Origin of the sequence: Mesorhizobium sp., from assembly GCF_017306585.1 — a bacterium.
Lineage (GTDB): Bacteria > Pseudomonadota > Alphaproteobacteria > Rhizobiales > Rhizobiaceae > Mesorhizobium.
In genome coordinates this window covers 1-19,316 of sequence record NZ_JAFKIC010000235.1, presented here as the reverse complement: position 1 = coordinate 19,316, position 19,316 = coordinate 1, and the positions used below count along the sequence as shown (strand labels likewise).

Below are 19,316 nucleotides of genomic sequence, written 5' to 3'. Positions count from 1 at the left end.
TGCATGATCGGATTGCCGACGAAGACGGAATCCAGGATGTCGTTGCGCTGGACATTGCCTTCGGCGCAGACCTTGTCGACCAGTCCGGAAACCGCCTCGCGTACGGCCACCGTCATGCCTTCGCGGCCGTCCGGATTCATCATCACATAGGAGACGCGGCTCATCAGATCCTCGCCGAAGCGGATCTGCGGATTGGACGTGCCGGACGAAGCGGCGACGCGGCCCGACAGCAGCGACACGAGGTGCATTGCAATGGTGGTTGAGCCGATATCGCAGGCCAACCCGTAGGCCTCGTTCTTGAGACCCGGCCAGAGCGCGATGACGCGGGCGATGTCGCTATCGGCATCCTTGTGAATGGCGGCCGTGGCAGCCCAGTTGCCCTTGCGCAGGATGCCTTGCACCTGCGGCAGCAGATAGAAATCGAATTCGAGGTTTTTGAAACCCCAATCCTTCATCAGCGCGATCTTCAGTCGATCCAGATCGCCGAGCGGCTTGTGCATGTCGGGCTCTTCGATCTCAACATAGCACATGCGGATCGCTGAATCGCGGGCGATGACGCGGGTGTCGGCATCCTTGCGGATGGTCTGTGCATTGATGACCGTGTCCTGCGGCACGTCGATGACGAGGTCGCCGAGGATCTGCGCCGAGCAGGAGAGGCGGCGCCGTTCGGGCAGGCCGCGCACGCGCTCATAGCGCTCTTCCTTAGGCCCTTTCGGCGAGATGTGGTCGTTGGACGAGACGATCTTGTGCTTGGCGAAGTTGCCTTCCTGCACCTCGATCTGGCAGCGCCCGCAGGTGGCGCGTCCGCCACAGACGCTTTCGACATAGACGCCAAGCTGGCGCGCGGCATCGAGCACAGGCGTGCCGACAGGGAACCGCCCGCGCTTGCCTGACGGCATGAACAGCACGAGCGGATCGGTAATGTTTGCAGGCGAATTCATGTGGCAAATTCTGGTTTGTGGCCGAACAATAGCTCGAGCAGGTCAGTAAGGGACGCAACTGCTTGAAATTTGCTCTTAGGCAAATCGCGATGCATAACGCGCAAAGGGCGTTCGCCGCTTTTATTGCGTCCCAACCGATGTGTCGTTTTTAGGCTCGAAATATCGGGCAGGGCAGAGCCTGCTGTGCCGCCAAAGAAGTGGTAGCGCTTCACTTCGAGATCATCGTCAACTTCAACAAAAATCACACAGCCGCTGGGACGGTCCATTAGTGTGGACGAAATCGAGATGTTCTTCAAACGCAGCCCAGACTTAAGCTGGATATGCCGTACGACATGTCCTCGGCTGAGCACAAGATCATACCCATATCCGTCGAATTCGGATCGAAGGATTTCTGCGTCAACGATTCCATGAGACCATAGCACACGTAATGCAGCGCCAATGAACTGGTGCTCTATAATGTTCTCTCGTAACGATGAGTTCTGAGAGTGCTGCGTCTTGTCGAACATCTCGTACTGCGCTTATCCTCGACCCATCCGAGCCTCACGACCGCCGCGGCGGCGGCCACCGGCGGCATCGCCAGGGGCGGTTACGGCGACAGGGGCTGCAACCGGATGACCGCCTTCGGCCGGCTTATAGTCCTTGTAGGTGCGGATCCAGTTGGTGCAGTTCTCGTCGGTGCCGTTCAGCACATTGGCGCCGCGCACAGCTTCCATTTCCTGCGGGCGCACCGGATTCATGATCGCCGAGGTCATGCCGGCGCCGATCACCATCGGGATGAAGGCGGCGTTGATGCCATGGCGGTGCGGCAGGCCGAAGGAGATGTTGGAGAGGCCGCAAGTGGTGTTGACCTTGAGCTCCTCGCGCAGGCGGCGCAGCAGCGCGAACACCTGGCGGCCGGCATCGCCCAGCGCGCCGATCGGCATCACCAGCGGGTCGACGACGACGTCATGGGCGGGAATGCCGAAATCGGCGCAGCGCTCGACGATCTTCTTGGCGACGGCGAAGCGCACGTCCGGATCCATCGAAATGCCAGTCTCGTCGTTGGAGATGGCGACGACCGGGACGTTGTACTTCTTGACCAGCGGCAGGATGGCTTCGAGCTTTTCCTCCTCGCCGGTGACGGAATTGACCAGCGGCCGGCCTTTGGCGACCTTCAGCGCCGCTTCGATCGCGGCGGTAACGGAACTGTCGATCGACAACGGCAGGTCGACGAGGCCCTGCACGATCTCCAGTGTCTGAACCAGCAGCGCCGGCTCGGTCGCATTGGGGTCGACCGCGGTGACGCCGGCATTGACGTCGAGCATGGTGGCGCCGCACGCGGCCTGTTCCAGCGCGTCCTTGATGACGGTTTCGAAATTGCCCGCCACCATTTCGGCGGCAAGCTTCTTGCGCCCGGTCGGGTTGATGCGCTCGCCGATCACGCAGAAAGGCTGGTCGAAGCCGATGATGATTTCGCGTGTCGCCGAGGCGACGATGGTCCGGGTCATGAAGTCTCTCCGCCTTGATATAAAGTGCTTCTTTATATCGTGTCTGGTTTCGTTCCAGGTCTGGTGCTCGGCCGCTTAGTGCGCGGTCTTTACCATGTCCACCTGCGTTTCGGTAATCTCGTCATGCAATATGCGTTCGAGCCGGTCGGCGACCATCTGGTCGTCACGACGGATCTCGCGCTTCCAGGGCTGGCGGCCCTTGAGCACGCCCGATTCATCGACGATCTCGGCGACATATTCTTCCTGGCGGTAGGCCATCACATGGATGCCGGCGACGCCCGGAATTTCCTTCACCTCGTTGATGATGTCGATGCAGAGCTGCTTGCCTTCCTTCTTCTGGTCCTGCGCGCCTTCCAGCCGTTTGATGACGGCATCCGGGATGTGGATGCCCGGCACGTTGGAGCGGATCCATTTGGCCGTCTTGGCGGAAGCGAGCGGTCCAACGCCGCAGAGCAGGAAAATCTTTTCAGTATGGCCGAGGTCGCGCGCCTTCTGCATGAAGGTTTTGAACATCGGCACGTCGAAGCAATATTGCGTCTGGGCGAATTGCGCGCCGGCGGCGATCTTCTTGCCAAGGTGGATCGGGCGGAAATCGTAAGGCGGAGCGAACGGATTGACCGCGCAACCGAGGAAGATCTGCGGCGGCGTCGTCAGCTTGCGGCCGGACAGGAACTTGCCGTTGTCACGCATGATGCGGCAGGTCTCGAGCAGCGACATGGAATCGAGGTCGAATACCGGCTTGGCGCCGGGCTGGTCGCCGGCCTGCACGCCGTCGCCGGTCAGGCACAGCATGTTGGCGACGCCCATCGCCGCGCCGCCCAGCACGTCGCCCTGGATGGCGATGCGGTTCTTGTCGCGGCAGGCGATCTGCATGATCGGGGCATAGCCCATGCGGGTCAGCAACGCACAGATGCCGACCGAGGACATGTGGCAATTGGCGCCCGAGGCGTCGACGGCATTGATGGCGTCGACCCAGCCATCGAAGATCTTGGCCCTGTTATAGACATCTTCGGGATCGGCGCTGTCGGGCGGATTGAGCTCGGTGGTGACCGCGAACTCGCCACGACGCAGCACGCGCTCCAGCCGGCCGCGCGAGGAATGGCCGGGCAGGGGGTCGAGCGGCAGGTGAATGCCGGCCGGGTTCTCGTCGCGCTGGCGGGCGGTCATGCGGCCGCTCCGGCCTTTGGCGCTGCCGCCGCCTCGCGGGCCGCCGCTGCCTGCGCGGTGACGCGCAGCCAGGCCGATGTCTCGCGCAGCGACTGGTCGACCGGCTTCTGGACGGTCAGGATCTTTTCGTTGTGTACCATCTGCTGCGAGCCTTCCCAAGCCTTGACCCAGACGCAGGGCATGTTGGGCTCTACCTCGCAATTGCCGTTGGCGCGCACGCCGCCGCAGGGGCCGTTGCGCAACTGCTTCGGGCAATTCATCGGGCACGACATGCCGGTGGAGGACAGGATGCACTGACCGCACATGCGGCAGTCGAACATGAACCCTTTTACGCGTTTCTCGACGAACTTGATCGGAGCCTCGACGCGCCCGTAGCCAAGGCCCTTCCATAGGGGATGCAACAGCAGGAACATGTCGGCAAAACGCGCATAGAACCATTCGAGCAATCGCGAATGGCGGATCGACCACAGCCTGATCGCAAACGAGCGCTGTACGCGCCGCTGCGGCGATACGTCGGCCGGCTTGTAGTCGGATTTCGGCGCTGCCTTCTTGACCAATGTGGCCTGGGTAACCGCCGGCTCTTTCTCAGACATTTTCTTTTCCGCCCGCCTTGACCAGAGCGACCAGCCGCTCACGGTCGTATTTCGCATCGAGCTCGTGAAAGGCCTTTTCGACCTCGGCTTCGAGGTCGTCGCCGACGGGAACCGGATCGGCCTTGCGCCATTCGGCCAGATAGTCGTCCGTGCCGCCGGCGCCGGTGCGCATGGCGCACATGTCGATCGCCTCGGTGAAGCGCAGTGGCAGCTCGCGCTTGGCGTTCTGACGGCCTTTCTTGACGATGACCTGGGCAGGAATGTCGCGCCAGTAGACGACGATAAGATCGGCCATGAATTCTCGCTCCTCGATGTCAGAGCATTGCCGCAAGCGCATTGGGGCCGCTTGTTATGGGACGACGCGCGCGCATTCAAAAGCGACGCATTTGGATGTCGTAAAATGAAAGGTGGTTTTATTCGTTTGCGATGGGCGCCCGCGCTCGTCCCGTAGCCTCAAAAATGCGCTGCGGACAGAGAATGCGCTACCAGATGCCGGTCCTCAATCCGGTCCAGACATAGAACCAGATCGTGGGATGATACCACTGTTTGGACGGCAGGCCGGGATCGATCGTTACGAGTTTTCCGGCCAGCGCATCGTTGACCGCCTCGACGCAGATGTCGCGCGAAAAGGCGGCCTGGCGCAGCGCATGGCTCGATATGGTGTCGCCTTGTCCAGGCTTGCCGCGCGCCTGCTTCAGCACGCCGCCGGTGTCGACGCCCGCGTCGACCAGATGGACGGTCGAGCCGAAATTCCCGGCGTCACCTGACACCAGGGCCCAATAACCGCCATTCATGCCGCGATATTTGGGTGTGATGCCGGCATGATAGTTGAGGACCGGGCATGGCATGGCGGCCAGCATGTCCTTCGACAGCAGCCGGCAGCCGTTGAGCAGAACCACGCCTGGCTTGATCTTCTCGATCGCCCGCAGGCATTCCGGGCTGTTGGCGGATGCCACCTCAACGATGGCCTGGTTCTGCCGCGGCTCCGTTTCAAGCTTCTCTTCGGCGATCAGGCGTGCGGCATGGCCCGCGAGCAGCTTCTTCCCGAGCCTGCTCAGCACCATGGTGCCGAGCTGGCCGATGGCGGAGATCCAGCCCTGGCGCCGGGCGCGGCCAAGCAGCAATCGCTTTTTGGATTCAGGAGTTTCCAGGATGACGGTGACCGGCCCGACGCGGTCGGCGATGTCGTTGATGATCGCCCAGACATGCGCGCCGCCGCCGGTCACGACCACGATCGGTCGCGGATTCGATTCCGACGCTGCCATTGACCTTGCCACACTCCACGGAACCGGCTGAGTTGGCCAAGTCTAGGACAGGCGGGTTAATCCTTGGTGTGCCGGGCGCTCTGGTCGGGCATATAGGCCGGCCTCAGCGCTTGAACTCCATGATGTCGAGTTTCGATTCGTAATAGGGTGAGGGAAACTCGATGCGCCATTCCTTGGCGCTGTTGCGGAAGGCATAGCCCACCTGGTCGGTCTGCGGCCCGCTGCCATAGGGCTTGGCCTTATCGTTGTTGACGGAGCCGGCGCCGAGATAGATCGAGCGCTTTTCGCCGTCATCGAAGAAGCGGCCCTGGGTGCGCTGCGAGCCGTTGATCTTTTGCAGCCGCCAGCCGGAGCCGTCGTCGGTCACCTTGCACTTGAACCAGCCATAGATGACGAGCGGGCTCAGCCCACCGACCTTGATCGTGCGGCACTGCCAGTTGCCGGTAAGGTCCTTGTCGGAGAAGGAAACAACCGGCTTGGCCAGCAGGGCATCGAGTTGCTTGATATCGGTCGGGTTGCCGGCCTTCGCTTCGGCAAGGGCCGCCTTGCGGGTGTCGTCATATTTGTCCAGTCGCGCCTTGTCGGCGGCGGTGATCAGTTTCTGCACCTGGCCATCGGCAAGGGCGGGCAAGGCAGTGCTGAGCAGAACGGCGACGGCGAGCAGCGGGCGAAGGTTCATCCAGGATTCTCCTGTTGGCGATGGCAGTTGACGGCTGGAGAGTCGTCCTTGCGCGTCCGGCGCAGAATTTACCCATTCGCGACCGGCTGTCATCCGTGCTTAACAGCATCACGTGTCAAAAATCATGGCGTGGTGAAATGCGAATACTGCTCACGGGGTCGTTGGGTTGGCTGGGGAGCGCGCTGGCGCCGCGTCTGCGCGGACTTGGACATGATGTCGTCGGCCTCGACCCGGTCGCGTCAGGCGAGACGCGGATCGTCGGCTCGATCGCTGATCGTGACCTCGTCATGGGCGCCGTGCGGGAACACCGCATCGAAGCCATCATCCACAGCGGCGCGCTGCACAAGCCCAACATCGACAGCCACGGCAACAGCGCGTTCATCGCGACCAATGTGCAGGGCACGCTCAACCTGCTCGATGCCGCGGTCGCCGCGGGGGTCGAACGCTTCGTTTTCACCTCGACAACTTCGTTGATGATCTCGCAGGCGATACGCGACGGTTTCAGCGGCGGGGCGCGCAAGGCCGCCTGGCTGACGGAAGAAATGTCGCCCGAGCCGCGCAACATTTACGGAGTGACCAAATTGTCGGCCGAGCATCTGTGCCGGCTCTACCATCTTCAGCACGGCCTGCCGGTTGTGGTCCTGCGCACGGCCCGCTTCTTTCCCGAGGCCGACGACATGGCGCATGCCATCGAACAGTCCGACGCCAACACCAAGGCCAACGAATTGCTGTTCCGCCGGCTGACGGTGGACGATGCGGCGCAGGCCCATGTCGCCGCATTGGAGAAGGCGCCGCAACTCGGCTTCGACGTCTTCATCGTCTGCGCGCCGACGCCATTCGGGCCGGAAGACTGCGCCGAACTGATCGCCGATGCTCCGTCCGTCGTTGCGCGCTACTATCCGGATTTTCCCGCGCTCTATGCGCGCAAGGGATGGACGATGTTTTCCTCCATCGACCGGGTTTACGACGCCTCGCGAGCCAGGGACAGGCTGGGCTTTGTCTGCAAGACGAGCTTTGCCGATGTGCTGGCTGCTTTGCGGAGCGAGGAGACGGCGTAAGGCGGTCCCGCTCAGGCGCTCTGGGCTGCCCGCGCGAGTTCGCCCGTCAGGTCGCCATAGCCGGTGGCGCGTCGCTCATAGGCAAGGCCAAGCAGTGCGGCTGCCTTTTCGGCGACCTTGTCCAGTTCCGGATCGTCGGTCTGGGCGAGATAGATCAGCTTCTCGTAATTGCCGAAATAGTCCTTGATCAGTTCCGGGTGCTTGTCGAGGCCGAGCGGCTTCATGAAGAAGGCGTCGAACTGGCGGCACAGGAAATCGGTCATGTAGAAGGACATCATGTCGTCGTCGGCGACCTTCGCATAGGCGTCCATGCCCTGGTAGAAGGCGAAACAATGCGGCCCGGCCATACGCTCGACGCGATGCTTTTCCAGCACCCGGTCGAGCAACCCGCCAGTGCCGCAATCGGCATAGCCGATGAAGATGTGTTCGTACCCTTCCATCCTTGCCTTCTCGATCGCCTTGTCCATGGCGGGGGCGATGCGGTCCGGATAGAAATGGAATTCCGCCGGAAGACAGGTGAGGTCGAGGTGGTCGAGCTTGAGCGTTTCCTTGATGGCCAGAACTTCGCGCGCGATCATCCCGCAGGCAATGACCAGGAGCCTGTCCGCTTGATTTTCTTGCGCTTTTTGAACCTTGGCCATGATTTCAACTGAAGCGGCTTTCGTTGCCGACAATCACATTCTTCATCTGGTAACAAAAAAGCCGCGCTGCAAGGCGCGGCTTTTCCGGTTTTTCCCGATGCCTTGGATCAGGCCGAAGCGCGCACATTGTGCTTGCGCTTCATGAAGTCCTTGGCTGTTTCGACCGCCACCGCCGCGTCGCGGCAATAGGCATCGGCGCCGACGGCCTTGCCGAATTCCTCGTTGAGCGGCGCGCCGCCGACCAGCACCACATAGTCGTCGCGGATGCCCTTTTCCTTCATCGTGTCGATGACGACCTTCATATAGGGCATGGTCGTGGTGAGCAGCGCCGACATGCCGATGATGTCGGGCTGATGCTGTTCGATGGCGTCGAGATATTTCTCGACGGCGTTGTTGATGCCGAGGTCGATGACGTCGAAGCCGGCGCCTTCCATCATCATGCCGACGAGGTTCTTGCCGATGTCGTGAATGTCGCCCTTGACGGTGCCGATCACCATCTTGCCCTGCTTCGGCGCGCCGGTGGCGGCGAGCAGCGGGCGCAGAATGGACATGCCAGCCTTCATGGCGTTGGCCGACAGCAGCACTTCGGGAACGAACAGGATGCCGTCGCGGAAATCCTCGCCGACGATGCGCATGCCCTCGACCAGGGCTTCGGTCAGCACCTTGTAGGGCGCCCAGCCGCGCTCGAGCAGGATGTGCGTGCCTTCCTCGATCTCTTCCTTCAACCCGTCATAGAGGTCGTCGTGCATCTGCTGCACCAACTCGTCGTCGGAGAGTTCGGAAAGGATGATTTCGTCGTCGGACATTTTGATCCAGCTCCTCACGGCATCGCGACTGTGTCGCAAGGCACAAAATTCTAGGGCTCATTCCTAACCCGCAACGTGCGGTTATTCATAGCTGATTTGCGACTTCCCGCAAAAGGAAAGCGACTGGAAAATCTATCGGTTTTCTTGTCGATTTTGCGACAGGCGTTGGCGCGGACGGGCCGTTTCGAATAGGGTGCATGGCTACGATCCGGCGAAAGCCGCGCCATGCGGCTGCAACGGTTCAGGACCAGCCTTTGTTCAGGCACGTCCATAGTCAGGGAAGAGCGATCATGAGCGATCAGGCGGCAGTTGACCAGGAAGCGTCAGGCGGACGGCGCGGACGTGGCGCCAGTGGCGGAGCGGCCGCGCGGCGCGCGGCGCGTGCCGGCGGCGGACCGGGCACGCAGCTCACCTACATCAAGCGCCAGATCAACGTCTATGAAGTGCTGAACGAGGAAGGGCTGGCGCTGATCGAGAAGAACACCGACACGGTGCTCGAGGAAATCGGCATCATCTTCCGCGACGACGCCGAAGCGCTGCAGCTGTGGAAAGAGGCCGGCGCCGACGTCAAGGGCGAGCGCGTGCATTTCCCGAAGGGGCTTTGCCGTTCGCTGCTCAAGACAGCGCCGCCCGTCTATACACAGCACGCCCGCAACGCCGAGCGCTCGGTGCAGATCGGCGGCAACGCCACCGTTTTCGCGCCGGTCTACGGCCCACCCTTCGTGCGCGATCTCGACGGCGTCAGGCGCTACGCCACGATCGAGGATTTCCAGAATTTCGTGAAGCTCGCCTATATGGCGCCGTCGATCCACCATTCGGGCGGCACGGTGTGCGAGCCGGTCGACGTGCCGGTCAACAAGCGCCATCTCGACATGGTCTATTCGCACATCAAATATTCCGACAAGCCGTTCATGGGCTCGGTGACCGCGCCAGAGCGGGCCGAGGACACGGTGGCGATGGCCAAGCTCGTGTTCGGCGATGACTTCGTCGAGAACAACACGGTGCTGACCAGCCTGATCAACGCCAACTCACCGATGGTGTTCGACGAAACCATGCTTGGCGCGCTGAAGGTCTATTCGCGTCACAACCAGGCCTGCATCGTCACCCCGTTCATCCTGGCCGGCGCCATGAGCCCGGTGACGGTCGCCGGCACGTTGACGCAGGTTCTGGCCGAGGTGCTGGCCGGCGCGTCGTTCACGCAGCTGATCCGTCCCGGTGCGCCGGTGCTGTTCGGCACCTTCGCCTCGTCGATCTCGATGCAGTCGGGCGCGCCGACCTTCGGCACGCCGGAGCCTTCGCTGGTTTCCTATGGCGCGGCACAGCTGGCGCGCCGGCTCGGCCTGCCGTTCCGTACCGGTGGATCGCTGTGCGCGTCGAAGGTTCCGGATGCGCAGGCCGCCTATGAAAGCGCCAACACGCTGAACTCGACCATCCTTGCCGGCACCAACTTCGTCCTCCATTCGGCCGGTTGGCTCGAAGGCGGTCTGGCGTCCTGCTACGAGAAGTTCATGATGGATATCGACCAGCTCGGCATGCAGCAGAAATTCTGCGAGGGCGTCGACCTGTCGGAGAACGGCCAGGCGATGGACGCCATCCGCCAGGTTGGTCCTGGCAGCCACTATCTCGGCTGCGACCACACCCAGGCGAACTTCCAGACCGCTTTCTACCGTTCCAACATCGCCGACAACAATTCGTTCGAGCAGTGGCTGGCGGAAGGCGAGAAGACCGCGCCGCAGCGCGCCAACGAACTCGCCCGCCGCTGGCTGGAAAGCTACGAGGCGCCTTACCTCGATCCGTCGATCGATGAAGCCCTGAAGGACTTCATCGCCCGCAAGAAGGGGTCGATGCCCGACGCCTTCACTTGAAAGGAGCCCGAGTCAGGCGGGGCTAAAGTCGCCAACATCATCCACAAGGAAGTCTGGCGGAGCGCTTTCTCCGATCCGGACAAGAAGGGATGATTGCGTGCGCGGCATGATCGAGGAGATCACCGCCGCGCTGGGCGTTCATGGCCTCATCCCGCGCGGTGGCTTTGCCTTCGGGGTTGGCGATGCCGTGCCTGACGGCCCCTCCGGAACTTCAGCCAAATCCGTGCTGCTGGTGGGGCAAGCGGGTGCGACGCCCTGGTCTCATTTCCGGAGCTGGTATGAGAAGCAGCCACGGCAAATCGCCAACCCGCTCGACACTTGGTCACGCGAAGTGATCGCCTCGATCGCCGAAAAATTCGGCGCGCGCGCGGTGTCGCCCTCCGACAGGCCCTATCTGCCGTTCCAGCAATGGGCAATGCGCGCGGAAGGGTTGAAACCATCGCCGCTCGGCATCCTCATGCATCCGCAATACGGACTTTGGCATGCCTATCGCGGTGCGTTGCTGTTCGAGGACGAGGTTGCGGTTCCGGAACAGGGTGATGCGATCCACCTTTGCGACGCCTGCGTCGAGAAACCCTGCCTGAAATCCTGTCCGGTCGATGCCTATTCCGGGGAAGGCTTTGCCTACCAGGCCTGCCTGGCGCATGTGCGGGGAGCGAATGGCGAACCATGCCGGAGCAGCGGTTGCCTCGACCGCAACGCCTGTCCCTATGGCACGTCCTACCGCTATCCGCCTGAGGTCCAGGCTTTCCACATGGCGAGCTTCGCCCGGGCTGCCAGCTGAATCACCCATTGCCCTGGCCCGTTTGCCGCGACGCATCTTGACGTTCGTTGCAAGTAGGCCTATTCATCAAGTCATCAGATGACTTGATGAATAGGCCGATGCAGCCAGCCAGCAGAACCAACCTTACCGACAGCGCGACCGGAAGCCTGCGCGCCGAGATCGTCGGCGGCCGCTGGGACGTTGGCGAGCGCATTCCGAACGAAGCGGCGCTGAGCGATCTTCTGTCGGTCAGCCGCGGCACGGTGCGCGAGGCGGTGAGGGTGCTCGTCTCGCAGGGTTTGCTGGACACGCGTCAGGGGTCGGGCACCTATGTGCGCTCAACTGTCGATTCATCGGCCGCGCTCGACCGCGTCAAGCGCACGGGCCTGCGCGACCAATGGGAGGCGCGGGCGGCGCTCGACCTGGAGGCCGCGCGGCTGGCCGCCTTGCGCCGCACGCCCGACGATCTCGCCCGGATGCGCCAATTGCTTGCTGAGCGCGGCAGCGTCGCGGATGGCGGCAGCGAAGCCTTCATCCGCCGCGATCTTGCCTTCCACAAATCGGTTGTCGCGGCATCCGGCAACAAGGCGATGATGGAGCTCTATGATTTCTTCACCGCAGCCATCGCCGAAACCATCCATGCCACCATCGACGGCGAACTGCCCGAACCGGATCAGCAGGTGCACGCGGCCATCGTCGACGCCATCGCCGCCGGCGATCCCGACCGCGCGGTTGCCGCCGTCCACGCCTTCATGGCGCCGGTGCTTGCCCAACTCGAAAGACTGCTTTCCCAATGAACCAGACATTTCGCCGGCCTCAAACAGAGGCCCAGTCAGAAGCCATTGATGGCTTGGACCTGATCGACGCCGAAGCCGACAGCCTGCCGGCGCCTCCGGCGCCTCAACTCGGCAGCAAAACGGCGCGGATCGTGCTCGGCGCCAGCCTCGTGCTCATCGCCTTCAATTTGCGGCCGCTGTTTTCCAGCCTGTCGGTGCTGTTGCCCGAAGTGATGCAGGCGACCGGTCTTTCGACGACCGGGGCCAGCCTGCTGACGACGCTGCCGGTGCTTTGCCTTGGTCTGTTCGCTCCGTTCGCGCCGAGGCTTGCCCAGCGCTATGGAGCCGAGCGCACTTTGCTCGGCGCTCTCGCGCTGCTGGCGCTGGGAACCGGGCTGCGCTGGTTCGGATCCGTTCCGCTGCTGTTTGTCGCCACTTTTCTTGCCGGCAGCGCCATTGCCATCGCCAATGTCCTGTTGCCGGGGCTGGTCAAGCGCGATTTCGCCAACAGCGCCGCCGTCATGACCGGCCTCTACACCATGGCTTTGTGCGCCGGTTCGGCGGCGGCCGCCGGCCTCACGCTGCCGATCGAGCATTTTGTCACCGGTTCCTGGTCGGGAGCGCTCGGGATTTGGGCGGTGCCGACCTTGCTCATGCTGGCGATCTGGATCCCGCAGGCTCTGGGGAGCCGCCGGCAGGTCAGCCATCGCGGCTTTCGTGTCGTCGGCCTGTGGCGCGACCGGCTTGCCTGGCAGGTGACGCTGTTCATGGGACTGCAGTCGGCGATTGCCTACTGCATTTTCGGCTGGCTGGCGCCGATCCTGCGCGAGCGCGGCTTCGACGCGGCCACCGCCGGCGCTATTGCGTCACTGTCTGTCATGACGCAGGTCATCACCTGCCTTGCCGTGCCGTCGATAGCAGTTCGGCTTAAGGACCAGCGCATCATCAATGTCGTCCTCATCGCCATCGCGGTTGCCGCGCTGCTCGGCATTCTGTTCGCGCCGACCTCGACCATCCTGTTCTGGGCGGTGCTGCAAGGCATCGGGCAGGGCGGCCTGATCGCGGCCGCCATGACCCTGATCGTGCTGCGTTCGCCGGATTCGCATGTCGCGGCCCATCTCTCGGGCATGGCGCAAGGTGTCGGCTATGTGCTTGCCGCATTCGGCCCGTTGCTGGTGGGCCTGATCCGAGGCTGGACCGGCAGTTTTGCGGAGACGGCTTTCCTGTTCGTCGCGCTGGGGGTGGGGGCGGCCATCATGGGGTTCGGCGCCGGCCGCGCGCTGCATGTGGGCGCAAGGACCGTTCGTATCGGCGGCTGAAGTCGAGCCTGCCGTCCATCGCATCCGAAACTCACCGGCGCAGCACGAAATGTTGACCCCGGGATTGGGCCGGTGTCTTGCCCTCGTCACTTGCGCGGATATGTATCGCCCATCTGTCGAATGGAGCGTGTAATGACCAAGCAGAATCTCACGATCAAGACCGGTGACGGCGTTGCGGCGGCTGGTCTCTTCCGATCGGCCAAGGTTTCCCCGGCCAAAGCCGGTGTCATCCTCTATCAGGATGCCTTCGGTCCGCGCCCGGCGCTCGACGGCATGGCCGAACGGCTGGCGGAACAGGGCTATGCGGTGCTGGTGCCAGACCTCTTCTATCGCAACGCGCCCTATGGACCGTTCGACGCCAAGACCGCCTTCACCGAGGAAAAGACAAAGACGGCGCTGATGGCGCTGGTGACCGGTACGACTCAGGCAATGACGATCAGCGACAGCGCCGCGTTTCTGGAGGCGCTTGCCGGCGAAGGCGTCACGGGGCCGATCGGCACCGTCGGCTACTGCATGGGCGGCGCGAGGGCGCTCAACGCCGCTGCCACCTATCCCGACAGGATCAAGGCCGCCGCCAGCTTCCATGGCGGCAATCTCGCCGGCGATGCCGAGGACAGCCCGCACCGCAAGGCCGGTTCAATCAAGGCGCGCGTCTATGTCGGCATGGCCGGTGTAGACAGGAGTTTCCCGCCGGAGCAGTCGACACGGCTGGAGGAAGCGCTGCGCAATGCCGAAGTCGACCACGCGATCGAGAATTATGTCGGCATGGCGCATGGCTGGTGCGTGCCCGATCACGGTGTCTACAGCCAAGCCGGCGCGGAACGGCATTGGCAAAGGCTGATCACGCTGTTTGCCGAGACGCTGGTCTGATGCTTCGTGCTGCCACCGCTCGGTCCGTTGGCGCTCTGCCGGGTGATTGCCTAGACCAGGCCAATCAGGTGCAGCCCGAGGAAGATACACACGCCAGCGCCGATCAAGAGAAGCGGATTGACCCTGGTCAGCAGTAGCGTGGCTGTCGATGCGAGCGCCAGGGCGCGTGCGAACCAGCCGCCATCGATGGCCTGCAGCAGGACATAGCTCGCCGCAAGGATCATGCCCGCGGCGACAGGCCGGAGCCCTGTCTCCAGCGCTCGCTTCCAGCGTGCTCCGCCATCGCGGGACCACAAATGGGCCACGGCATAGATGAGGAAAGTGGTCGGGCCGAAAATCGATATCGTCGCAACGACTGCGCCCCAGAAACCCGCGACCTGCCAGCCGATCAACGTGACCAGCAGCGATCCCGGGCCGGGTGCCATCCGTGATATTGCGAACGCGTCGACGAATTGCGCCTGGCTCAGCCAGTGATTGATATCGACCACCTGTCGGTTGATATCGGCGATCGCGCTCTGCCCGCCGCCGATAGTGACGAGGGACAGCGGCGCGAAGACCGCCACCAGGCTCAGCAACAACGATGTCTGCGGGGTTTCGCTCATCGGTTTCCCCTGAAGTAGGTGTTGGCAACGCTTAGGGAGCCGGCGGCGAGCACGACCCAGAAAAGCGGCCAGTGCAGGATTGCGACAGCGATGAACGTTCCGGCCATGATCAGAAGCGGGATAGCGGTCCTGGGGACTGCCCGTGCGGCCGTAATACCCATCGACAAGGAAAGGCCAACGGCCGCGGCCGCGGCTCCCATCAGCGCCACATGCGTCAGCGGGTAGCGCGAAAGCGAGGAGAACACTGTGCCTAAGAGCACAATGACGATCGCGGGAGGAACGATGATGCCGACAAAACCGACAATGGCGCCGCGCCAGCCGAGCAACCTGTAGCCGATCCAGACCGCCATGTTCTTGACGTTCACGCCCGGGAGCGCCTGCGAAATGGAAAGCCCGTTCAGGAACTCTTCCTGCGTCATCCAATTGCGGTTCTGGACGAATTCGCGCAGCAGCCAGCCGCTCAAGCCGCCGCCGAAGCTCGTCAGGCCGATGCGCGTGAAAATCAAGAACAGTTGCAAGCTGCTGGGGGCGGGTGCTGTTTGCGGTTTCGCCATGCTCGATGTTCTGGCCCGAGTCGAGATGGAATTGCCAGCGCCATGGCCGGTGTAGACGGGTCACTCTTATTTGCGTCCGTCGTGAAGCTGTCCCGTTTCGACGATCAAAAGCAGTCATCCGAAAAAAATCTTTTCATCGACCCAAGGATTGGCCATTAGCCTTCGTCCAACAGGCAAATGATGGCGATGATGCTGGATGAGAGCGAAGCCTCCGACGCCGAACTGATCGGGCGGGCGAAGGGCGGAGACAGGGGGGCCTTCGGCAAATTGCTGGAGCGCCACTACGACTTCGTCTATCGCGCCGCCTATCGCTGGTGCGGCAGGAAGGCCGATGCCGAGGACATCGCCCAGGAAGTCTGCGTCCGGCTGGGCAAGGCGATCCGCGACTATCGCGGCGGCGGCGCGTTCACGACATGGCTCTACACCATGACGATGAACGCGGCGCGCGACATGATGCGCAAGACCCAGCGCGAGACGGTCAAGACCGAGGCCTACGGCGTCCATGCGCTGATTTCGGGCGAGGCGCCGGCAGAAAACGAGGATCCTGCCGAGGCGTTATGGGCGGCGGTGCGGCAATTGCCGGACAAGCAGCGCGACGCCGTGCTGCTCGTCTATGGCGAAGGATTGAGCCACGCGGCCGCCGCCGAGGCGATGGCGATCTCGGAGACGACGGTTTCCTGGCACATCCATGAAGCGAAGAAACGGCTGAAGACGCTGATGCGTTCGGCCGGGGAAGTGTGACCATGGTCGACGACAACGAACTCAGCAAATTGCGTGGCATCGCGGCACCGGCGCCTGCCCAGGATGCGAAGGCTCGCGCCTTCGAAGCCGCCATGCGCGCCTATGATCAGGAAAATATTTCAGCCGCCACCCAAGGATCGGCCCGCGGGCTTCGTCTCACAGAGCGAGCACAAAAGCTCTGGAGCGAGATCATGCAAAAGAAACTCATCGCCACGCCGGCCCTTGCCGGGCTTGTCGCCCTGCCGATCGCCGGATACGCCACCTTTCATCTCCTGAGGGAACAGCCGCCGAAATTCGGCGGCGACGAGAAGATCACCGAGACGTTGGCCGACAAGCCGGCGACATTGAAGCCGCTGGCCGCGGAACCGAAACAGGCTCCAACCGAATTGGCGAAGGACAAGAAGTCCGACGCGGATGTCGAAAACCGCGACGTCAGCGATGCGCTCGGCGCGCCGGCCGCGCCGCCGAAATCCGAATCAACCGTTGCCACTGGCGCGGCGCAGCAGAATGCCGACGGTAGAAGGGTGATGATGGGCCTTGCGCCCCCGCCCGCTCCAACCGGAGAGTTCGCCCTAGATGGCACGACCAGTGCGCCCCGGAACTCGAGGGTTGCCCCTATGGCAGAGTCCAAGCTGATGGCGCCGCGGCCGGCCGTTGCGCCTGCCGACCAGGTGGCGCCGCAGGAGGAAAACCGCAACCGTGTCCAGGATTTCAAGACCAATCCGGTGCATGCGGCGCTGCAAGATCCGGTCTCGACCTTCTCGATCGACGTCGACACCGCGTCCTATTCCTTCGTGCGCCGTTCGCTGAAGGAAGGGTCGTTGCCGCAGGCCGATACGGTGCGTGTCGAGGAAATGATCAATTACTTCCCCTATGACTGGAAGGGGCCGGATTCGGCGTCGACACCATTCAACTCGACCGTCAGCGTCATGCCGACGCCGTGGAACACCCACACCAAGCTGATGCATGTCGCCATCAAGGGCTTCGACATCAAGCCGACCGAGCAGCCCAAGGCCAATCTGGTCTTCCTGATCGACGTCTCGGGCTCGATGGACGAACCTGACAAGCTGCCGCTGCTGAAGTCGGCGTTCCGCCTGCTGGTCAGCAAGCTGAAGGCCGACGACACCATTTCCATCGTCACTTATGCGGGTGACGCCGGCACCGTGCTGGAGCCGACCAAGGCTTCCGAAAAGGACAAGATCCTCAATGCCATAGACAATCTGACGCCGGGCGGCAGCACGGCCGGCGAGGCGGGCATCCGGGAGGCCTACAGGCTGGCGCAGAAATCCTTCATCAAGGACGGCGTCAACCGGGTGATGCTTGCCACCGATGGCGATTTCAATGTCGGCCAGAGCGACGACGACGACCTGAAGCGCCTGATCGAGCAGGAGCGCAAGAGCGGCGTCTTCCTGTCGGTGTTCGGCTTCGGCCACGACAATCTGAACGACCAGATGATGCAGACCATCGCCCAGAACGGCAATGGTACCGCCGCCTATATCGACACGCTGGCCGAGGCCGAGAAGGTGCTTGTCCAGGATGCCTCGTCGACGCTGTTCCCGATTGCCAAGGACGTCAAGATCCAGGTCGAGTTCAACCCGCAGAAGGTCTCGGAATACCGGTTGATCGGTTATGAGACCCGGGCGCTGAACCGCGAGGATTTCAACAATGACCGTGTCGATGCCGGCGACATCGGCTCGGGCCATTCGGTCACCGCGATCTACGAGATCACGCCGAAAGGCAGCGGCGGCGAGCAGATCGACCCGCTGCGCTATGGCCAGGCCACGGTCAACAATGGCGGCGTCGCCAATGCGGACGAATATGCCTTCGTCAAGATCCGCTACAAGCTGCCGAACGAGGACGTCTCGAAGCTGATCACCACGCCGGTGACATCGGCCAACGAGGTCGCCTCCTTCCACGAAGCCAGCACCGATCAGCGTTTCTCCGTCGCTGTCGCCGCCTTCGGCCAGAAGCTGCGCGACGAGGATGCGACCGCGAAGTTCGGTTACGACAAGATCATGGAGATCGCCACTGCCGCCCGAGGAGCCGACCCGTTTGGGTACAGGTCCGAGTTCCTCTCGCTTGTGCGCCTTGCCTCGGCGCTGGGTGATAATCGGTAGGGGTGATACGGCCGGTTTCCTTCAGATGGGATCGTCTGACAGGGGAAACCGACCTACGGGCGGGTGAGGCAGGCCGGCGAGGGATCTTTCCCTTGCCGGCCTTTTTTTCGGATCCGTCGATATTCAGGTGAGGCCGGCCTGCAGATGCCGGCCCCCTGCGCTTCCGGTGCTCACGTACTTAAGTACGCTCCGCTCCGGTTCTCGGAGGCCACCATCTTCGACTCGGCCTGACCTGAATCTCAACGGATCCTGCGGGCAGCGTTAACTCGCATGATCGTTAAATTGCGTGGCATTTCCGGTACCGGATCGCAATTTCCTTTTGCTACACCGGACAGACATACAAGGCTTGAGGGAGCCGGAATTGCAGATCACCACCATCGCCAGTTGGACATCGCCTTCACGGGATGCCTCGGCTTCATCATCTCCATCGGCCGAATCCAGGCGCATCAGCGACAATGTCGCGCAAGCGCGCCATACCGCCATGTCGGCACTGAACAATGACCGCTTCCGCGCCATGCTGGAGCAGATAACCGACCCGGCTTCGTCAGGGGCGCTGATGACAATGCGCGGCGACAATGTGGTCGATTTCAAGTCGGCGCAGTCGAGCTACGCCGACAACAGCGAATAGTCAAAGCAACCGTTTCAGGCCCGGCCGCGGCGGCGTTCCCTGCGGGCCTCGCTGGTCTCGGCGGTGTTCGCCGTCGCCACCTTGTTGCGCATCGGGCCAATGCGCTCGACGATCGTTTCCACGGTCGGACGCGCCGCCTTGGTGTGGGAGTCCAACGCCTTGCGCATGGCTGCGAGGTGCTGGAACGAGGTGCCGCAGCAGCCGCCGACGATCTTCGCGCCGCCATCGACCGCCAGCCGGACATAGTCGGCCATCAGTTCCGGGGTTCCGGAATAGTGGATTTCGGTGCCACGGAATTCGGGAATGCCGCAATTGCCCTTGACGATGACGGTCGCCTCCGGCTTCGCCTCGGTCATGTCGAGCAGCGAGGCCAGGATGTCGGAGGCGCCGACGCCGCAATTGGCGCCAACACCTAATGGCGCCGGCGACAGGCCGTCGGCGACG

Annotated in this window: 22 protein-coding genes; 9 read left to right on the top strand and 13 right to left on the bottom strand. The window is 62.8% G+C overall.

The features are described from left to right. The 8 genes from J0I79_RS28675 to J0I79_RS28640 all read right to left on the bottom strand — a co-directional run. A partial coding sequence (locus tag J0I79_RS28675) for a 2Fe-2S iron-sulfur cluster-binding protein (RefSeq protein WP_292867249.1) occupies nucleotides 1-941 on the bottom strand: 941 nt, incomplete at its 3' end. Beyond that, complete coding sequence (locus J0I79_RS28670; RefSeq protein WP_292867247.1) at nucleotides 938-1,447, bottom strand: hypothetical protein; 510 nt, start codon at nucleotides 1,445-1,447, stop codon at nucleotides 938-940. The genes J0I79_RS28670 and J0I79_RS28675, both read right to left, overlap by 4 nt. A 12-nt stretch (nucleotides 1,448-1,459) precedes the next feature. Then, nucleotides 1,460-2,428: a methyltetrahydrofolate cobalamin methyltransferase gene (locus tag J0I79_RS28665; protein WP_292867245.1), complete on the bottom strand. Its 969-nt coding sequence runs from the start codon at nucleotides 2,426-2,428 to the stop codon at nucleotides 1,460-1,462. Between the two features lie 75 nt (nucleotides 2,429-2,503). Further along, a complete protein-coding gene (locus tag J0I79_RS28660; RefSeq protein WP_292867243.1) occupies nucleotides 2,504-3,595 on the bottom strand; it encodes a methylenetetrahydrofolate reductase in 1,092 nt (363 codons plus the stop codon). Beyond that, a complete protein-coding gene (locus J0I79_RS28655) occupies nucleotides 3,592-4,188 on the bottom strand; it encodes a methylenetetrahydrofolate reductase C-terminal domain-containing protein (protein WP_292867241.1) in 597 nt (198 codons plus the stop codon). The genes J0I79_RS28660 and J0I79_RS28655 overlap by 4 nt, the downstream gene beginning before the upstream one ends. Continuing rightward, nucleotides 4,181-4,483 carry a virulence factor gene (locus J0I79_RS28650; protein WP_137933169.1) on the bottom strand — a complete coding sequence of 101 codons (303 nt, stop codon included), beginning with the start codon at nucleotides 4,481-4,483 and terminating at the stop codon, nucleotides 4,181-4,183. The genes J0I79_RS28655 and J0I79_RS28650 overlap by 8 nt, the downstream gene beginning before the upstream one ends. Nucleotides 4,484-4,670: 187 nt before the next feature. Then, the gene (locus J0I79_RS28645) at nucleotides 4,671-5,453 is read right to left on the bottom strand and encodes a formyl transferase (RefSeq protein WP_292867238.1); all 783 of its coding nucleotides are present in this window, start codon (nucleotides 5,451-5,453) and stop codon (nucleotides 4,671-4,673) included. A 103-nt stretch (nucleotides 5,454-5,556) separates the two neighbouring features. Next, nucleotides 5,557-6,132: a DUF4893 domain-containing protein gene (locus J0I79_RS28640; RefSeq protein ID WP_292867236.1), complete on the bottom strand. Its 576-nt coding sequence runs from the start codon at nucleotides 6,130-6,132 to the stop codon at nucleotides 5,557-5,559. Nucleotides 6,133-6,269: 137 nt separating this feature from the next. Here J0I79_RS28640 and J0I79_RS28635 point away from each other — a divergent pair, with 137 nt between their 5' ends. Further along, nucleotides 6,270-7,190 (top strand): NAD(P)-dependent oxidoreductase, encoded by a 921-nt coding sequence (locus J0I79_RS28635; RefSeq protein WP_292867233.1) that lies wholly within the window; start codon nucleotides 6,270-6,272, stop codon nucleotides 7,188-7,190. Between the two features lie 11 nt (nucleotides 7,191-7,201). Here J0I79_RS28635 and J0I79_RS28630 read toward each other — a convergent pair whose 3' ends face one another. Together J0I79_RS28630 and J0I79_RS28625 are read right to left on the bottom strand one after the other, a co-directional pair. Next, the gene (locus J0I79_RS28630) at nucleotides 7,202-7,831 is read right to left on the bottom strand and encodes a DUF1638 domain-containing protein (protein ID WP_292867231.1); all 630 of its coding nucleotides are present in this window, start codon (nucleotides 7,829-7,831) and stop codon (nucleotides 7,202-7,204) included. 107 nt (nucleotides 7,832-7,938) lie between these two features. Continuing rightward, nucleotides 7,939-8,637 (bottom strand): B12-binding domain-containing protein, encoded by a 699-nt coding sequence (locus J0I79_RS28625; protein WP_292867229.1) that lies wholly within the window; start codon nucleotides 8,635-8,637, stop codon nucleotides 7,939-7,941. A gap of 290 nt (nucleotides 8,638-8,927) precedes the next feature. Here J0I79_RS28625 and J0I79_RS28620 point away from each other — a divergent pair, with 290 nt between their 5' ends. The 5 genes from J0I79_RS28620 to J0I79_RS28600 all read left to right on the top strand — a co-directional run bounded on the left by J0I79_RS28620 (nucleotide 8,928) and on the right by J0I79_RS28600 (nucleotide 14,230). Next, on the top strand, nucleotides 8,928-10,502 hold the full coding sequence (locus tag J0I79_RS28620; protein WP_292867227.1) for a trimethylamine methyltransferase family protein: 1,575 nt from the start codon (nucleotides 8,928-8,930) through the stop codon (nucleotides 10,500-10,502). A 97-nt stretch (nucleotides 10,503-10,599) separates the two neighbouring features. Next, nucleotides 10,600-11,286: a hypothetical protein gene (locus J0I79_RS28615; protein ID WP_292867225.1), complete on the top strand. Its 687-nt coding sequence runs from the start codon at nucleotides 10,600-10,602 to the stop codon at nucleotides 11,284-11,286. A 98-nt stretch (nucleotides 11,287-11,384) separates the two neighbouring features. After that, the gene (locus tag J0I79_RS28610) at nucleotides 11,385-12,062 is read left to right on the top strand and encodes a FadR/GntR family transcriptional regulator (protein WP_292867223.1); all 678 of its coding nucleotides are present in this window, start codon (nucleotides 11,385-11,387) and stop codon (nucleotides 12,060-12,062) included. After that, nucleotides 12,059-13,360: an MFS transporter gene (locus tag J0I79_RS28605; protein ID WP_292867221.1), complete on the top strand. Its 1,302-nt coding sequence runs from the start codon at nucleotides 12,059-12,061 to the stop codon at nucleotides 13,358-13,360. Before J0I79_RS28610 ends, J0I79_RS28605 begins: the two co-directional genes overlap by 4 nt. A 132-nt stretch (nucleotides 13,361-13,492) precedes the next feature. Then, nucleotides 13,493-14,230, top strand: coding sequence for a dienelactone hydrolase family protein (locus J0I79_RS28600; protein ID WP_292867219.1), 738 nt, complete (start codon nucleotides 13,493-13,495; stop codon nucleotides 14,228-14,230). Between the two features lie 50 nt (nucleotides 14,231-14,280). Here the strand turns inward: J0I79_RS28600 and J0I79_RS28595 are convergent, their stop codons facing one another. Both J0I79_RS28595 and J0I79_RS28590 read right to left on the bottom strand, forming a co-directional pair. Continuing rightward, on the bottom strand, nucleotides 14,281-14,832 hold the full coding sequence (locus J0I79_RS28595) for a chromate transporter (RefSeq protein WP_292867217.1): 552 nt from the start codon (nucleotides 14,830-14,832) through the stop codon (nucleotides 14,281-14,283). Further along, entirely contained in the window at nucleotides 14,829-15,386 is a 558-nt protein-coding gene (locus J0I79_RS28590) for a chromate transporter (RefSeq protein ID WP_292867215.1), read from the bottom strand. The genes J0I79_RS28595 and J0I79_RS28590 overlap by 4 nt, the downstream gene beginning before the upstream one ends. 180 nt (nucleotides 15,387-15,566) lie before the next feature. On the opposite strand from J0I79_RS28590, the gene J0I79_RS28585 reads away from it, so the two are divergent. From J0I79_RS28585 to J0I79_RS28575, 3 genes are all read left to right on the top strand, one after another. After that, nucleotides 15,567-16,127: an RNA polymerase sigma factor gene (locus tag J0I79_RS28585; RefSeq protein ID WP_292867213.1), complete on the top strand. Its 561-nt coding sequence runs from the start codon at nucleotides 15,567-15,569 to the stop codon at nucleotides 16,125-16,127. Nucleotides 16,128-16,129: 2 nt separating this feature from the next. Then, nucleotides 16,130-18,244: a VWA domain-containing protein gene (locus J0I79_RS28580; RefSeq protein WP_292867211.1), complete on the top strand. Its 2,115-nt coding sequence runs from the start codon at nucleotides 16,130-16,132 to the stop codon at nucleotides 18,242-18,244. Nucleotides 18,245-18,605: 361 nt separating this feature from the next. Then, the gene (locus J0I79_RS28575; protein WP_292867209.1) at nucleotides 18,606-18,872 is read left to right on the top strand and encodes a hypothetical protein; all 267 of its coding nucleotides are present in this window, start codon (nucleotides 18,606-18,608) and stop codon (nucleotides 18,870-18,872) included. 14 nt (nucleotides 18,873-18,886) lie between these two features. On the opposite strand, the gene J0I79_RS28570 is transcribed toward J0I79_RS28575, so the two are convergent. Further along, a partial coding sequence (locus tag J0I79_RS28570; RefSeq protein WP_292867207.1) for a homocysteine S-methyltransferase family protein occupies nucleotides 18,887-19,316 on the bottom strand: 430 nt, incomplete at its 5' end.

Coding starts and splice junctions, on each gene's coding strand:
- J0I79_RS28585 (WP_292867213.1), top strand. CDS start 15,567: ATGGCGATGATGCTGGATGAGAGCGAAGCCTCCGACGCCGAACTGATC.
- J0I79_RS28660 (WP_292867243.1), bottom strand. CDS start 3,595: ATGACCGCCCGCCAGCGCGACGAGAACCCGGCCGGCATTCACCTGCCG.
- J0I79_RS28590 (WP_292867215.1), bottom strand. CDS start 15,386: ATGGCGAAACCGCAAACAGCACCCGCCCCCAGCAGCTTGCAACTGTTC.
- J0I79_RS28580 (WP_292867211.1), top strand. CDS start 16,130: ATGGTCGACGACAACGAACTCAGCAAATTGCGTGGCATCGCGGCACCG.
- J0I79_RS28620 (WP_292867227.1), top strand. CDS start 8,928: ATGAGCGATCAGGCGGCAGTTGACCAGGAAGCGTCAGGCGGACGGCGC.
- J0I79_RS28645 (WP_292867238.1), bottom strand. CDS start 5,453: ATGGCAGCGTCGGAATCGAATCCGCGACCGATCGTGGTCGTGACCGGC.
- J0I79_RS28625 (WP_292867229.1), bottom strand. CDS start 8,637: ATGTCCGACGACGAAATCATCCTTTCCGAACTCTCCGACGACGAGTTG.
- J0I79_RS28600 (WP_292867219.1), top strand. CDS start 13,493: ATGACCAAGCAGAATCTCACGATCAAGACCGGTGACGGCGTTGCGGCG.
- J0I79_RS28635 (WP_292867233.1), top strand. CDS start 6,270: ATGCGAATACTGCTCACGGGGTCGTTGGGTTGGCTGGGGAGCGCGCTG.
- J0I79_RS28595 (WP_292867217.1), bottom strand. CDS start 14,832: ATGAGCGAAACCCCGCAGACATCGTTGTTGCTGAGCCTGGTGGCGGTC.
- J0I79_RS28655 (WP_292867241.1), bottom strand. CDS start 4,188: ATGTCTGAGAAAGAGCCGGCGGTTACCCAGGCCACATTGGTCAAGAAG.
- J0I79_RS28610 (WP_292867223.1), top strand. CDS start 11,385: ATGCAGCCAGCCAGCAGAACCAACCTTACCGACAGCGCGACCGGAAGC.
- J0I79_RS28650 (WP_137933169.1), bottom strand. CDS start 4,483: ATGGCCGATCTTATCGTCGTCTACTGGCGCGACATTCCTGCCCAGGTC.
- J0I79_RS28670 (WP_292867247.1), bottom strand. CDS start 1,447: ATGTTCGACAAGACGCAGCACTCTCAGAACTCATCGTTACGAGAGAAC.
- J0I79_RS28605 (WP_292867221.1), top strand. CDS start 12,059: ATGAACCAGACATTTCGCCGGCCTCAAACAGAGGCCCAGTCAGAAGCC.
- J0I79_RS28630 (WP_292867231.1), bottom strand. CDS start 7,831: ATGGCCAAGGTTCAAAAAGCGCAAGAAAATCAAGCGGACAGGCTCCTG.
- J0I79_RS28665 (WP_292867245.1), bottom strand. CDS start 2,428: ATGACCCGGACCATCGTCGCCTCGGCGACACGCGAAATCATCATCGGC.
- J0I79_RS28640 (WP_292867236.1), bottom strand. CDS start 6,132: ATGAACCTTCGCCCGCTGCTCGCCGTCGCCGTTCTGCTCAGCACTGCC.